This window comes from Mycobacterium hippophais (genome assembly GCF_027529605.1).
Classification (GTDB): Bacteria; Actinomycetota; Actinomycetes; order Mycobacteriales; family Mycobacteriaceae; genus Mycobacterium; species Mycobacterium arseniciresistens.
In genome coordinates, this window is record NZ_JAPZPY010000012.1 from 47109 (window position 1) to 62040 (window position 14932).

Annotated in this window: 13 protein-coding genes; 4 read left to right on the forward strand and 9 right to left on the reverse strand. The window is 70.9% G+C overall.

The features are described from left to right. Nucleotides 1-27 precede the first annotated feature (27 nt). The gene (gene aftC / locus O6P37_RS22275; protein WP_269896129.1) at nucleotides 28-1317 is read left to right on the forward strand and encodes an arabinofuranan 3-O-arabinosyltransferase; all 1290 of its coding nucleotides are present in this window, start codon (nucleotides 28-30) and stop codon (nucleotides 1315-1317) included. A gap of 24 nt (nucleotides 1318-1341) precedes the next feature. Here aftC and O6P37_RS22280 read toward each other — a convergent pair whose 3' ends face one another. Beyond that, entirely contained in the window at nucleotides 1342-1914 is a 573-nt protein-coding gene (locus O6P37_RS22280) for a class I SAM-dependent methyltransferase (RefSeq protein WP_269896130.1), read from the reverse strand. A 24-nt stretch (nucleotides 1915-1938) separates the two neighbouring features. Further along, nucleotides 1939-2718 carry a helix-turn-helix domain-containing protein gene (locus tag O6P37_RS22285; RefSeq protein ID WP_269896131.1) on the reverse strand — a complete coding sequence of 260 codons (780 nt, stop codon included), beginning with the start codon at nucleotides 2716-2718 and terminating at the stop codon, nucleotides 1939-1941. Between the two features lie 78 nt (nucleotides 2719-2796). On the opposite strand from O6P37_RS22285, the gene msrB reads away from it, so the two are divergent. Beyond that, on the forward strand, nucleotides 2797-3207 hold the full coding sequence (msrB, locus tag O6P37_RS22290) for a peptide-methionine (R)-S-oxide reductase MsrB (protein ID WP_269896132.1): 411 nt from the start codon (nucleotides 2797-2799) through the stop codon (nucleotides 3205-3207). A gap of 13 nt (nucleotides 3208-3220) precedes the next feature. On the opposite strand, the gene O6P37_RS22295 is transcribed toward msrB, so the two are convergent. The 6 genes from O6P37_RS22295 to O6P37_RS22320 all read right to left on the reverse strand — a co-directional run bounded on the left by O6P37_RS22295 (nucleotide 3221) and on the right by O6P37_RS22320 (nucleotide 10837). Continuing rightward, nucleotides 3221-3532, reverse strand: a complete 312-nt coding sequence (locus O6P37_RS22295; protein WP_269896133.1) for a hypothetical protein — start codon at nucleotides 3530-3532, stop codon at nucleotides 3221-3223. 61 nt (nucleotides 3533-3593) lie between these two features. Beyond that, nucleotides 3594-5936 (reverse strand): putative bifunctional diguanylate cyclase/phosphodiesterase, encoded by a 2343-nt coding sequence (locus O6P37_RS22300; protein WP_269896134.1) that lies wholly within the window; start codon nucleotides 5934-5936, stop codon nucleotides 3594-3596. 227 nt (nucleotides 5937-6163) lie between these two features. Further along, nucleotides 6164-6859 (reverse strand): hydrogen peroxide-dependent heme synthase, encoded by a 696-nt coding sequence (gene hemQ / locus O6P37_RS22305; RefSeq protein WP_264012345.1) that lies wholly within the window; start codon nucleotides 6857-6859, stop codon nucleotides 6164-6166. 4 nt (nucleotides 6860-6863) lie between these two features. Further along, entirely contained in the window at nucleotides 6864-8228 is a 1365-nt protein-coding gene (locus O6P37_RS22310; RefSeq protein WP_269896135.1) for a protoporphyrinogen oxidase, read from the reverse strand. Continuing rightward, nucleotides 8225-9289: a uroporphyrinogen decarboxylase gene (hemE, locus tag O6P37_RS22315; protein ID WP_269896136.1), complete on the reverse strand. Its 1065-nt coding sequence runs from the start codon at nucleotides 9287-9289 to the stop codon at nucleotides 8225-8227. The genes O6P37_RS22310 and hemE overlap by 4 nt, the downstream gene beginning before the upstream one ends. A 45-nt stretch (nucleotides 9290-9334) precedes the next feature. Next, nucleotides 9335-10837, reverse strand: coding sequence for a pentapeptide repeat-containing protein (locus O6P37_RS22320; RefSeq protein WP_269896137.1), 1503 nt, complete (start codon nucleotides 10835-10837; stop codon nucleotides 9335-9337). A gap of 110 nt (nucleotides 10838-10947) precedes the next feature. On the opposite strand from O6P37_RS22320, the gene O6P37_RS22325 reads away from it, so the two are divergent. Together O6P37_RS22325 and O6P37_RS22330 are read left to right on the forward strand one after the other, a co-directional pair. Then, nucleotides 10948-11550, forward strand: coding sequence for a DUF3000 domain-containing protein (locus tag O6P37_RS22325; protein ID WP_264016321.1), 603 nt, complete (start codon nucleotides 10948-10950; stop codon nucleotides 11548-11550). A 1-nt stretch (nucleotide 11551) separates the two neighbouring features. Beyond that, nucleotides 11552-12847 carry a ribonuclease D gene (locus O6P37_RS22330; RefSeq protein ID WP_269896138.1) on the forward strand — a complete coding sequence of 432 codons (1296 nt, stop codon included), beginning with the start codon at nucleotides 11552-11554 and terminating at the stop codon, nucleotides 12845-12847. Here O6P37_RS22330 and dxs read toward each other — a convergent pair. After that, nucleotides 12844-14757, reverse strand: a complete 1914-nt coding sequence (gene dxs / locus O6P37_RS22335) for a 1-deoxy-D-xylulose-5-phosphate synthase (RefSeq protein ID WP_269896139.1) — start codon at nucleotides 14755-14757, stop codon at nucleotides 12844-12846. The genes O6P37_RS22330 and dxs overlap by 4 nt on opposite strands. Nucleotides 14758-14932 lie beyond the last annotated feature (175 nt).

The following is a 14932-nucleotide window of genomic DNA, read 5'->3' on the forward strand; positions in this document are numbered from 1 at the left end:
CCGGAGCGCCGGTGTAAGTTTCCGCTCGTGCCGTTCACCGCCTCGATCCTGAACGCCTTCCGGCCCCGCACCTCGCCGCCGAGCGCCGCGACCGTGCTGCGGTCAGCGCTATGGCCACTCGCGATCATGTCGATCATCCACCGCAGCTACGTGCTGGGCACCAACGGCTACATCACCGATGACTTCGGCCCCGTCTACCGCGCAGTGGTCAACTTCAAAATGGGCTGGGACATCTACAACGAGAACTTCGGCCACGTCGACCCGCACTACCTGTACCCGCCGGGCGGCACCCTGCTGCTGGCGCCGTTCGGCTACCTGCCCGTGGACGCGGCGCGCTACTGGTACATCACCGTCAACGTCGTCGCATTCCTGATCGCCGCCTACCTTCTGCTGCGGATCTTCGACTACACGTTGTCCTCGGTGGCCGCGCCGGCGCTCCTGCTGGCCATGTTCTGCACCGAATCCGTCACCAACACCTTGGTGTTCACGAACATCAACGGCTGCATGCTGCTCGGCGGCGTGCTGTTCTTCCGATTCCTGCTCAAGGGCGGGCGCAACGCCGAACTCCTGGCGGGTGCGGCCATCGGATTGACCATAGTGGTCAAGCCATCGCTGGTACCCCTGCTGCTGATTCCCCTGCTGAACCGGCAGTTCTACACGTTCGTCACCGCCATCGGTGTCCCACTGCTGGCCAACGCGGTGGCCTGGCCGCTGGTCAGCGACCCCATGAACTTCGTGCGCAACACCGTGCCGTACTTCCTGTCCACCCGCGACTACTTCAATTCCTCGATCCTCGGCAACGGCATCTACTACGGCCTGCCGATGTGGCTGATCCTGTTGCTGCGCATCGGCTTCGGGCTCATCGCCGCGGCCAGCCTGTACCTGCTGTACCGCTACTACCGCGAGCGGGACCCGCTGTTCTGGATGCTCACGTCATCCGGGGTACTGCTGACCGCGTCGTTCCTGGTGCTGTCGCTGGGCCAGGGCTACTACTCGACGATGCTGTTCCCGTTCCTGATGACGGTGGTGCTGCGCAATTCGGTGCTGCACAACTGGCCGGCGTGGCTCGCGGTCTACGGCTTCATGACGATGGACCGCTGGCTGCTCGGGCACTGGCCGACGACCGGCCGGTTCCTGGAGTACATGAAGATCACCTACGGCTGGTCGCTGATGCTCATCGTGGTGTTCGCCGTGCTGTACTTCCGCTACCTCGACGCCAAGGACGACGGCCGCCTCGACGAGGGCATCGACCCGCCGTGGCTGAGGAAGGTCGTGCCAGGCACGCCGTCGAAACCCGAGGCGCCGGCGATCAGCTGACGATCCGCACCCGGCCGAGTACTGTCACCGGGTCGCGGTGAAGCGCATCGCCTGACCGCGGTAGCGCGGTTCCACCTCCACCGACAACCCCTCGGCCCGGCAGGCGTCACCGAGTTCGAGCGGGGTCAGCAGCCGGAAGGGTGACCGGTCGAGGCGGTGCAGCCACGTCGCCGCCGGGGTGCGCACCAGGTCGTAGCCCACGAACATGCCACCGGGACGCAGCACGCGGGCGATCTCACCCACCGCGGCCTCCCACTCGATGATGTGGTGCAGCATCAGGCAACTGACGACCGAATCGAACACGTCGTCTCCGAACGGCAGCGCGGTGGCGTCGGCGGGCACCGCCCGCGCCTCCGGGAACCGCTGCAGGCGGCGGCCGGCGGCGGCCACCATGACCGGATCGAGGTCACTGGCCGTCACCGCCGCGCCGGGCAGCGCCTGCTGCAGTGCGGCGGCGACCGCTCCGCTGCCGGAGCCGATCTCGAGGACGTCGCGGCCCAACCGGTCGACCTGCAGTGTGCCCACGATCGAATCGGTGCTGCGGCGCCACAGCGCCCCGCAGCAGAACGCCCGCTCGATCTTCGACATCACCGGCATGGGATCAGTCTCTGCCCGGCAGGGCTACTCGCGCTTGAACGGATCCGTCCTGTTCTCCGCCAGCAGCCGCGCGACCTGGCTGGGCGAGATGCCGGCGAGTTCCCGGCACACGCGGTGGGCGTGGGCGCCGTCGGCGAACCCGGCCAGATGGGCCGCATCGGTGACCGACGCTCCGCGGTCCAGGTGAGGCAGCGCGCTCAGCAGCCGCGACCACCGGGCCATCGCCGAGAAGGACACGCCGGTCTGCCTGCGGAACAGCCGCCCGAGGTAGTCCGGCGACACGGCGACCGCTCGGGCGACGGCGACGAGATCGGCCCGGTCGGGCATACCTGCCGACACCAGCTCGACGGCCCGGCTCAGCGCGGGGTGCACCGGCGAGGCGTCGGCGGGATCGATGCCCGCAGCGCGCAGCACCGCGCGCACCGCGATGTCCGCGACAACCTGCAGATCGCCCGCCTGGTGACCGCCTTCGACCAGCTCCGCCATGTCGTCGTCGAGCGGGGCCGTCCAGACGCCCGCGTCGCCGTCGCGGCGGCAGAGGCCGTTGAGCACCGCGCCGGTGCGGCCCGCCGGGTTGATGTACGCCGACAGCGCGGTCCGCGCCCCGCCCGGCCGCAGCGCGTGCCGGACCCCGCCTGCGATGACCGCGACCCGGCACCGCACGGTCCGGCCGTCGCCGAACACGACCACCAGCGGGCCGTCGAGGCCGACGGTCAGCTGGACCGCGGGGTGGTGATGCAGGCCGATGTCGACGTCGTCGGCACCGGTCAGATCGCCCGCGAGCACCAGGCGACCGGGCCGCACACTCCACCGCCCCCGCATGCCCCACGGTATCCCGCGGCCGGGTCGGCGGGCGGGGTCCGCTGCGCTAACTTGGAAACCATGAGTACGCCCAAGGTGCAACTGACCGACGACCAGTGGCGCGACAAGCTCACCGCCGAGGAGTTCGCGGTGCTGCGCCGGGCCGGCACCGAACGCCCGTTCACCGGCGAGTACACCGACACCAAGACCGACGGTGTCTACGAGTGCCGGGCCTGCGGTGCCGAACTGTTCCGCAGCAGCGAGAAGTTCGAATCCCACTGCGGCTGGCCGTCGTTCTTCGACCCGGCCGACTCCGACGCGGTGATCCTGCGGACTGACGATTCGATGGGTATGCGGCGCGTCGAGGTGGTCTGCGCCAGCTGCCACAGCCACCTCGGGCATGTCTTCGAAGGTGAGGGCTACCCGACACCGACCGATCAGCGGTACTGCATCAACTCCATCTCGCTGCGGCTGGTGCCGAAAGCGACGTAGCCGCTGGGCGGCACTACCCGGGGTACACCGCGAACTCGGCGTGGTCCTCGGTGTCGGCGACGCACTGGAACAGCAGCGGCGCCGTCATCGCCGTGCCGGAGTAACAGGTGAACGGCGCGATGACCTGATACTTGTCGCCGTCGGGTCGGTATTGCGCCGCATAGTCCGACGCCGTGACGCAGTCGATGTCGCCTGCGGTGATCACGATGGTCCGGCCATTGCGCGGTGGGCACTGCTCGCCGCTCGGATCCTGGGCGGGCGCCTCGGGCGCAGTCGCCATCGCGGAGACGAACAAGGTGGCGCCGACCCATGCCCTGATTCTCATCCACCCATGATGCCGGTGCCGGCGCCGCGAACAGGTCATTTGCTCCGAAACGTCTACCGCGTCAACCCGATGTCGCTGCGGCAGCTGCGGGGCTGACACCGCGGGCGAGCAGGTCCAGCATCGTCGCGGAGTCGACCGGCGGGCTGAAGTGAAAACCTTGAGCCACCCCGCAGCCGTACTCGCGCAACAGGTCGGCCGTCTCGGCGTCCTCGACGCCCTCGGCCACCGTGACCATGCCGAGCACATGGGTGAGGTTCACCACCGCACGCACCACCGCCGCCGCCCGCGGGTCGCTGGCCACGGGTGCGATGAGCCGCCGGTCGAGCTTCACCTCGTCGATGGGCAGCTCGCGCAGATAGCTCAGTGCCGAGTAACCGCTGCCGAAATCGTCGATGGCGACCCGGATTCCACGCTCGCGCAGGTCGTTGAGCACCGATCGGGTGCGGCCGATGTTGTCGAGCAGCAGGTCCTCGGTGATCTCCACGGTGAGCGCGTCCGGCGGCAGCCGGCGGTGTTCGAGCGCCTCGGTGATCCGCGCAGGCAGCTTCACGTCGGCCACGGCGGGCGCGAACAGGTTGATCGCGACGGGCACGCCGAGCCCCGCGCGATACCAGCGGGCCACGTCGTCGAGGGCCATGTTGAGGACGAGCCTTGTGATGGGCGCCATCAGGCCGTGCGTGCGGACCAGAGGCAGGAACTCGTCGGGTGACAGCATCCCGCGCTGGGGGTGCGGCCAGCGCAGCAGCGCCTCCGCCCCGACCACCTCGCCGGTCTGCAGGTCGATCTTGGGCTGGTAGACCAGCGTCAGGCCGTAGTGGTCGATGGCGTGGCGGAGCTCGCCGAGCAGCCGCACGGCGTCGGCTCCCCCGCCCCGCGTGCCGCCCGGCCCGGCGTTCCACCCGGCGTCCTCGGGATACACCAGCGCCATCTCGCTGCTGAAGACGTGCACGCCGCCGGTGCGCGACCGTTTGGCGGTGTACATCGCCAGATCGGCCTGTTTGAACAGAGTTTCGGCGGTCAGGTCGGGCTCGTCGTTCTGACTCTCGAAACTCGCCACGGCGAGCCCGACGCTGGGCCGCATCAGCAGCTGCTGGCCGTCGATCACGAACGGCTCGTCGAACGCCTCGACCACCCGGTGCGCGACGCGGTGGGAGTGGTCGACCCGGCCCTCGAGCAGCACCGCGAACTCGTCGCCGCCGAGGCGGGCGACGGTGTCACCGGTACGCACGCAGCCCACCAGCCGCTCGGCCACCCGCATCAGCAGCGCGTCGCCGGCGGGGTGGCCGAGGCTGTCGTTGACCAGCTTGAAGTCGTTGAGGTCGAGCGACAGCAGGGCCACCGCTCGGTCGTCGCGCTGGCGCAGCTGCATCGCGTGGGTCAGCCGGTCGTTGAACAGCGCGTAGTTGGCCAGCCCGGTGAGCGGATCGCGCAGCGCCTGCTCGGCGACGATGCTCAGCAGCCGCCGGTTCTCCGTGACCACGACGAACTGCCGCAGCAACACGGCCAAGACCAGGCTCAGCGCCACGGGGACGACCGGACCGGTGGTGAGGTGGGGCAGGAAATCGATGGTGCCCAACACCGCCGCCATCAGCAGTGGCACGTAGGGCAGCAGGGCCGACGCCCGGGACGGGATCTGCGGCACGTCCGCGTCCTCGACCGCGGCGGCCCGGCCGACGAGTGCGGCGATGCCGATGATCAGCAGGCCGGCCAGCCAGCCGAGGTCGAAGATGCCGGTGAAGTACGTGTCCTCGGCGATCTGGTAGGCGAACCCGCTGTCGGAGATCGCCATGAATGCGACGCCGAGGGCGACAAGGATCAGAGGCAGCCGGTGTCCGGCCCGGGTTCGGCCCAACACCAGCACCGCGACCGTGAGCACGACGAGGTCCGACACCGGGTAGGCCAATGACAGCGCGAGCGATAACACCGTCTCTCCGCCGGCCTCGTAGACCCGCCGGAGCACCGTCACCCACGACACCACGAACAACGAGCCCGCGACGATGAGCCCGTCGAGCAGGAACCGGGTACGGGACTGGCCGGTGTGACCCACCGGGAACAGCAGCAGCGCCAGGCCGGCGCCGACCGGGAAGACCAGGTAGGCCGCATCGGCGATCGACGGGAACGGCGACCGGTCGACGACGAGCTCGTAGTAGCTCCACAACACCCCGCCGACCGTCCAGCCGAGCAAGCCGACGGTCAGCGAGAGCCACGCCGCCCGCTGGCGGCCGCGCGTGGCACGGACGGCCAGTGCGGCGCAGCCGGTGGAGAACATGCCGAGGACCACGAAGGCGAGGTCACTCATCACCAGGACGGTGCGGGGCCCGCCCCAGCCGGCCACGGTCCATACGCCGACCGCCGTGCAGAGCGCGGTGGCGACGACGATGGTGCGCCTCGACCTGAGTCGCATGAAGGTCCCCTCGTCGCGCACGCACCCGAAGCGTCGATCTTAGCAAAGCACCTAAAGCAGCCATCGGCCGATGGCTGTTCTTTGCCAAGCTGCAGCATGGCGCCCTTATTACGTGCTCTGTACGCCATGGCGGAGGTTAATCGTTTTCCTGCGTGGACGCGCGTCGAGAACACGTCACCGCGCATGCAGGACGAGCAAATTTCACTGCGTACCCGCCGGGCGGCCGGTCACGGCAGCCGGGCGATGAGCTCCTCGACCCCGACCCGCGGACCCGTGAAGAACGGGGTCTCCTCGCGGACGTGCCGACGCGCGTCGGTGGCGCGCAGGTCCCGCATCAGGTCGACGATGCGGTGCAGCTCAGGCGCCTCGAACGCCAGGATCCACTCGTAGTCCCCGAGTGCGAACGCCGGGACGGTGTTGGCCCGCACGTCCTTGTAGCCGCGCGCGGCCATCCCGTGCTCGGCCAGCATGCGCCGGCGCTCCTCGTCGGGCAGCACGTACCAGTCCAGCGATCGCACGAAGGGATAGACGCAGATGTAGTCACCCGCGGGCTCACCGGCCACGAACGCCGGCACGTGGCCCTTGTTGAACTCGGCCGGACGGTGCAGCGCCACGGTGCTCCACACCGGCGTGCTCGCCCGGCCCAGCGTGGTGGCGCGCCGGAAATCCGAGTACGTGGCCTGCAGCGCCTCCACGTTGTCGGCGTGCGTCCACACCATGAAGTCGGCGTCGGCGCGCAGCCCCGCCACGTCGTAGACACCGCGGACCACCACGCCGTCATCCTCGCGCTGCTTGAGGAACGTCGCGGTCTCGTCGACCACCGGCCCGCGGTCCTCGCCGAGGGCGCCGGGAGTCGCCGCGTACACCGAGATCATCGAGTACCGGATCATGGCGTTGAGGGCGTCGTAATCGAGCTTGGCCATGGCCCTATCGTGCCACGCCCGACGGCGCCAGCAGCGTGGCCGCCGCCCGGGTGGCCGACGCCACACAGGCCGGCACGCCGATGCCGTCGAGGTACCCGCCCGCCACCGCCAGCCCCCGCGGCAGGCCGGCGCGCAACTCGGCCACCAGGGCGCCGTGGCCGGGCCCGTACTGCGGCATCGCGTCGATCCAGCGGTGCACGTGGCTGTCCTCCGGCTCGGTGCGGATGCCGAAGACGTCCTCCAGATCCTGAGCGGCCCAGTCCAGCAGGTCCTCGTCGCCGGCGCTGCGGGCCAGATCGTCGCCGAACCGGCCGTAGGACAGCCGCACCAGCTCGACGTTCCCGCGCCGGCCCCACTTGCGCGACGACAGCGTGATCGCCTTGGCGTGCAGCCGCTCGCCGCCGGCGACCAGCACGCCCGACTGCTGCGGCAGCGGGGTTCCACCGGGCAGGGCCAACGCCACGAGGGCCGCCGAGGCGACGCGGATCCGTCGAGCCGCCGCGGCGGTCCGCGGCGCCACCGCCTCGATCACCCGCGGCAGGCCCGGGGCGGGCAGCGCCAGCACGACGGCGTCCGCGGGCCACGCGGTGCCCTCGTCGTCGACCACCGCCCAGCCCTGCCCTGAGCGGTCGACACGTTCGACGGCGACCTGCGCCCAGCGCACGTCCGCCTGCCGCGTCAGGTGGTCCAGCAGCACCGCGTAACCACCCTCGACGGCGCCGAACACCGACCCCGTCACCGGCCCCGCGCCGGCCAGTGCCTGGCGCACGGCATCGGTCAGCGACGGCGCCCCGCGATCGAGCGCGGACGCCAGAGTGGGCACCGCCGAGCGAAGGCCGATGGTGGCGGCCGATCCGGCGTACACCCCTGCCAGCAAGGGGTCGACCGAGCGGGTGACCACCTGCTCGCCGAACCGGTCGCCCACCAGTTCGCCGACCGCGGGGTCGGCGCTGCGGTCCCACGCCAGCGGGCGGGCGCCCTCGTCGGCGACCCGGGCCAGGGTGGCGTCGTCCACCAGGCCGGCCAGCGCCGAGGCCTGCGCCGGGATGCCCTGCAGCGTGCCCTGCGGCATCGGATGCAGGCGGCCCCGGCTGTAGATCAGCGGCCGGACCCCCGTGGTGCCGATCTGCCTGGCTGACAGGCCCAGTTCGGCCAGCAGGGCAGGCACCTCGGGCCTGCGGGCGATGAAGGCCTCCGCCCCGACGTCGAGTGGCTGCCCGCCGACACGCTCGGTGCGCAGCACCCCGCCGAGCCGGTCGGCGGGGTCGAACACCGTGATGTCGGCGTCGGGACCGCTCGCCACCCGCAACCGGTAGGCGGCGACGAGACCCGAGATGCCGCCTCCGACAACGCAGTAGCGGGCCGTCACAACGAGTGCACCAGCTCGACGGCCTGGGTGATGATGCCCGGATCGGTCGCGGGCAGCACGCCGTGGCCGAGGTTGAACACGTGGCCCGCGGCGCCGGCGTCCACCGCACGCCTGCCGTCCTCGACCACCGCGCGCACCGCGCGCTCCACCACCGGCCAGCCCGCGAGCAGCACGACCGGATCGAGGTTGCCCTGAAGCGCGATGCCGGGGTCGACGCGGGCGGCGGCATCGGCCAGCGAGGTGCGCCAGTCCACCCCGACCACACCGGGCGCTCCCCGTCCGGCGACCGCCTCGCTCATCGCGCCGAGGAGTTCGGCGGTGCCCACCCCGAAGTGCGTCATCGGCACGCCCGCGGGCGCGAGGGCGGCGAACACCCGTGCGGTGTGCGGGAGCACATAGCCGCGGTAGTCGGCGAGCGACAGCGTGCCCGCCCAGGAGTCGAAGACCTGGATCGCGTCCACGCCGGCGTCCACCTGCGCCTGCAGGAAACCGATGGTGACGTCGGTGAGCGCGGTCATCAGGGCGTGCCAGGTGTCGGGCTCACCCAGCATCATCGCCTTGGTGCGCTCGTGATGTTTGCTCGGACCGCCCTCGACCAGATAGGAGGCCAGGGTGAACGGCGCGCCGGTGAACCCGATCAGCGGCACGTCACCGAGCGCGCGCGTCAGCATCCCGATCGCGTCGGCCACCGGCGCAACCTGTTGGCGCTCGAGCGGTCTCAGGGCCGCGACGTCGGCGGCGGTGCGGATCGGGTGCTCGATCACCGGGCCGACGTCGGGCACGATGTCCAACGCGATTCCCGAGGCGCGGAGCGGAACGACGATGTCGGAGAACAGGATTGCGGCATCGACACCGTGCCTGCGCACCGGCTGCAGGGTGATCTCGGTGATCAGCTCGGCGTCGAAGCACGCCTGCATCATGGTGTTCTTCGCCCGCAGTTCGCGGTACTCCGGCAGAGACCGGCCGGCCTGCCGCATGAACCACACGGGCACGCGGTTCGGCTTGCGGCCGGCCGCGGCGGCCAGGTAGGGCGACTCGGGCAGCTCACGACGCATATTCATCGCGTCCAATGCTGCCACGCGGCGCGACGCCGGGCGTCGGGCGGATCAGCCGCGGGCGGCCTCCATGCTCTTGCGGACGCCCTTCTTCTCCACCAGCTGATCCTCCGACAGCGTGGGCGGCCACGGACGCGGGCCGATGCAGCGCGGGATGGTCTGCGGGCTGCCGCCGGGCGTCTCCGGCTTCTCCCAGTCGAACGTGACCGCGCGCCACGTCACCGGCGCGTCGAACGCGGCCTGCAGGCACTTGAACTTCGCGCGCGCGAACGACGTCCTGTCCCCCGCGAAGGCGACCTTGCGGAACGAGACGTCCTCGCCGGTGAACCGGGTGTCCTCGAACGACACGTCGACACCCTCGAGGACCGCCCCGTCGAAGGAGACGTGCCCGGCGCGGAACCGTGCGCCGGCGAAGGTGGTGGCCGGCGTGACGAACCGCGCCCCGTCGAACGACACCCGGTCGGCGTCGAACGCGGCGCCCTCGAACGACGTGGCCTCGCCACTGAACATCGCACCGTCGAAGCGCACCCGCCGGCCGCGGAACACCGCCCCGGCGAACGACGCGTCCTCGAACAGCACGCCGGTGAAGTCGAAGTCGTTGCCGGCCCATGACGCGTCGGCGTCGCGCTGCAGCCGGGCGGCGAGCACCCGCACGACCGTCTGACGGACCTCCCCGTCGTTCTGGCGGATGGCCTGCCTGCGGCTCTCCTCGATGTTCGTGGCGGGCGCGGTGGCGGTCCAGGTCGTGGTCGAGACGAGCTCGGCGAGGTGGTTGGCCCCGAACTCGGGGTCGTAGGGCAGCCGCAGGTAGCCGCACAGCACATCGATGCACTGCTGCCTGCGGGCGAACGTCGAGCTCTCGTCGGCCGCGGCGGCCAACGCGAAGACACCGGCGATACGCGTCGCCGCCTCCGCCTCACCCAGTTGCGCCGAGGCCGCGCCGAAGCGATCGGCGAAGCGGCCGCGCTCGGCGTCGAGCTGCCGACGGAAGACCAGCACCAGCAGCACCGCCACGGCGGCGCCCCCCAGGAGTGGCAGCGCGGCCCGCACCGCCGAGGCGGAGGTGTCGGCGGCACCGCTGAAGAACACCTCACCGGTGACCTTCCAGGTGAGCACCGCCGCCAACCCGGCGCCCAGGACGGCCGCCAGCACCACGGCACCGAGCAGCGGAGTGCGGGTGGAGCGCCTGCGGGAGGCGGTCAGGGTGCTGCGTAGTTCCCGCCGCAGCGTCTGCGCCGGATGGCAGATCCGCGCGACAGCCGCTCCCGCCAGCAGCGCGGCCACGACCGCGGACCCGACACGCAGCGCCCCGTACGGCAGCCCGGCGTCGCGCACCGGCGCCGCGACCGCGGACACCCCGAGCGCCCAGTGCACCGCCAAGCCCGCGGCCACCGCCACGACGGCGACCAGCACCGCGAGGACCGGCGCGGGGGTGTAGCGAACAAGCCGGCTACGCCGCCGCGGAGCGTCGGGTGGGCTCTGTCCTTCGGGTTCGACGTCGGACCGGTTCGGATTCGAGAGTTCTTCGATGGCGTCAGCAAGCCGTTCAGGCATGGTGATCATCGTCTCACCAACCGGCGGTTCCGCGGTGCACCAGTTGACGGGATCCGGGCACGACGGGGTTCATGATCGAATTCGGCGCGCCTGCCGACACGCCCGGCCGGATGGGTCTAGCGTCAAACGTCGTGACCGCAGGCGAACCGGCTCAGTTCCGTACGGCGGTGGCGGCGATGAACGCCACCACCGTGCGGTCGGAGATCGAGCTCGGTCCGATCCGGCCGCCGCAGCGGCTCGCGCCCTACAGCTACGCCCTGGGCGCCGAGGTCCGCCATCCCGACACGACGATCGTCCCCGAGCGTTCGGAGGGTGACGCGTTCGGCCGGCTGATCCTGCTGCACGACCCTGAGGGCGCAGAGGCCTGGGACGGCACGATGCGGCTGGTCGCCTACATCCAGGCCGACCTGGACTCCAGCGAGGCGGTGGACCCGCTGCTGCCCGAGGTGGCGTGGAGCTGGCTGGTGGAGGCGCTGGACTCGCGGGCCGAGCACGTGACCGCACTGGGCGGCACCGTCACCGCCACCACGTCGGTGCGCTACGGCGACATCTCCGGCCCGCCCCGCGCCCACCAGTTGGAACTGCGGGCGTCATGGACCGCCACGAACCTCGAGCTCGGCCCCCACGTCGAGGCGTTCTGCGAAGTGCTCGAGCACGCCGCCGGACTGCCGCCGACCGGGGTGACCGACCTGAGCTCCCGCACCCGCGCTTGACATGACCGAGGCGCTTCCCCCCGATCCGGACGACACCGACACGGGTCTCGACGCAGAAGAGGTCGAGCCCGAGGCGGTCCCGCTGCTGACCCCCGCCGACGGGGTGCCCGCGCTGTCGGTCAGCCGCTCCGAGATCGCCGCCGCCGCCGAACTGCTGGCCTCCGGACACGGACCGTTCGCCGTCGACGCCGAACGCGCATCGGGCTTCCGCTACTCCAACCGGGCCTACCTGGTGCAGATCCGCCGCGCCGGGGCCGGCACGGTGCTGATCGACCCGGTGAACCACGGTGATTCGCCGATCGACGTGATGGCGCCGGTGGCTTCAGCGATGGCCGGGGACGAATGGGTGCTGCACGCCGCCGACCAGGACCTGCCGTGCCTGGCCGAGATCGGGATGCGGCCGGCACGGCTCTACGACACCGAACTGGCGGGGCGGCTCGCCGGCTTCGAGCGGGTTAACCTCGCGGCGATGGTGCAGCGACTCCTCGGCCTGCACCTGATGAAAGGCCATGGCGCGGCGGACTGGTCGAAGCGGCCGCTGCCCGACGACTGGCTCAACTACGCCGCGCTGGACGTCGAGGTGCTGCTCGAACTGCGCGACGCGATCGCCGCGGTGCTCGAGGAGCAGGGCAAGACCGAGTGGGCCGCACAGGAATTCGAGCATCTGCGGACGTTCGAGGCGTCCCCCACCCGGCGTGACCGCTGGCGGCGCACGTCGGGGATCCACAAGGTGCGCAACCCGCGGGCACTGGCCGCGGTGCGCGAGCTGTGGACCACCCGTGACCACATCGCCCGCCGCCGCGACATCGCGCCCGGGCGGATTTTGCCCGACGCGGCGATCGTCAACGCCGCCACCGCCGACCCCGACACCGTCGAAAAGCTCACGGCGCTCCCGATCTTCGGCGGTTCGAAGCAACGCCGCAGCGCGCAGGTGTGGCTCGACGCGCTGAACCGGGCGCGGGAGAACACCGATCCGCCGGACGACGCCGAGACGTCGAACGGACCACCGCCATCGTCGCGCTGGGCCCGACGCAAACCCGAGGCCGCGGCCCGGTTGGAGGCCGCCCGCGCCGCGCTGTCCGCGGTGTCCGAGCGTGTCACGGTGCCGGCGGAGAACCTGATCACCCCGGAGGTGGTGCGCCGATTGTGCTGGGACTGGCAGCCCCCGGAGTCCGGCGACGTCACCGCCGCGGTCGAGGAGTTCCTCACCGAGGCACGCGTCCGCCCTTGGCAACGCGAACTCGTGGTGCCGGCGCTGGCCGACGCGCTCAGCAGCGCGGCGGCCCTGGATGACTAGTCGAGGCGCTCGCTGACCTCGGACTCCGAGACCGCCGTGCCGAGCGCCGCCACCCATCCGGTGATCTGGCGCGCGATGTTGCGATCGGTGATGCCGACGTCGGCCAGCACCTCACTGCGGGAGGCGTGTGCGAAGAACTGCTGAGGCAGCCCCACGTCGCGGCACGGCACGTCGATCTCGTCGCGGCGCAACGCGGCCGACACCGACGACCCGACGCCGCCCGCAACGCCGTTGTCCTCGAGGGTGACCACGAGCTTGTGCGCGCGGGCCAGCTCGCCGATCGCATCGGGCACCGGCAGCACCCAGCGCGGGTCCACGACGGTCACGCCGATGCCCTGGTTGCGCAGCCGCTCGGCCACCCCCAGCGCCATCGCGGCGAACGGACCGACGGCGACCAGCAGCACATCGTCGCCCATCCCGGCGGCGGGCACCGCGAGCACGTCGACCACACCCCGCCGTTCGACAGCTGGGATGTCCTCGCCCACATCGGCCTTCGGGAACCGGATGGCGGTAGGCCCGTCATTGACGTCGAGCGCCTCGCCGAGTTCCTCGCGCAGCCTGGTGGCATCGCGCGGAGCGGCGACCCGCATGCCCGGCACGACGCCGAGCAGCGACAGATCCCACATGCCGTTGTGGCTGGCGCCGTCGCTGCCGGTGACCCCGGAACGGTCGAGCACCATGGTGACCGGCAGCTTGTGCAGCGCGACGTCCATCATGATCTGGTCGAATGCGCGGTTGAGGAACGTCGAGTAGATCGCGACCACCGGATGCAGCCCGCCCATCGCGAGCCCGGCGGCCGACGTCATCGCGTGCTGCTCGGCGATGCCCACGTCGAAGAAGCGGTCCGGGAAACGGTCGCGGAACACCGACAACCCGGTCGGACCCGGCATGGCGGCGGTGATCGCCACGATGTCGCGGCGCTTGGCGCCGTAGTTGACCAGGGCCTCGGCGAACGCCGACGTCCAGCCCGGTCCGGCGACCTTGGTGGCCATCCCGGTCGCGACATCGATGACGCCGCAAGCGTGCATCTGGTCGGCCTCGTCGTTCTCGGCCGGCGGGTATCCCATGCCCTTGCGTGTGACGACGTGCACGACGACGGGCGCGTTGAACCCGCGGGCGTGCCGCAGCGCGGACTCGACGGCGTGCTCGTCGTGGCCGTCGATCGGGCCGACGTACTTCAGGCCGAGGTCGGTGAACATCACCTGCGGCGCGAGCGCGTCCTTGATGCCCGCCTTGATGCTGTGCACGCACTGGTAGCAGACCTCGCCGATGACGGGCAGCCCGCGCATCGCCTTGCGTCCGCTCTCCAGGATCCGCTCGTAGCCCGGCTGCAGACGCAGCGCGGCGAGATGATCGGCGAAGCCGCCGATGGTCGGCGCGTAGCTGCGGCCGTTGTCGTTGACGACGATCACCACCGGCCTGCGGGCGGCGGCGATGTTGTTCAGCGCCTCCCAGCACATCCCGCCGGTGAGCGCGCCGTCGCCGACGACGGCGACCACGTGCCGGTTGCGGTGGCCGGTGAGTTCGAACGCCTTTGCCAGCCCGTCGGCGTAGGACAACGCCGAACTGGCATGGCTGGACTCCACCCAGTCGTGCTCGCTCTCGCTGCGCGACGGGTAACCCGACAGCCCGTCCTTCTTGCGCAAGGTCTCGAACTCGTGGCTGCGACCGGTGAGCATCTTGTGCACGTAGGCCTGGTGGCCGGTGTCGAAGATGATCGGGTCGTGCGGCGAGTCGAAGACCCTGTGCAGGGCCAGCGTCAGTTCGACGACACCGAGATTGGGGCCGAGGTGTCCACCGGTTGCAGCGACCTTGTGGATCAGGAACTGGCGTATCTCGCCCGCCAGAGCACTGAGCTGGGACTGGGTCAGGTGCTGCAGATCAGCGGGGCCGCGGATCTGTTCAAGCATTCGACCAGTTTACGCACGGCGCACGGTGCGGGTCCTGTCGAGCCAGGACCTTCACAATCACGTCACAGTGCGCGCCGCACACCTCGGTACACTCGCCGCACGGTGTGCCGGGAAGTCTGGTCGGCACCGCGGATGCCCGCTCCGGGGCCTGCGGTTCGGTGATGTCGATGAGACG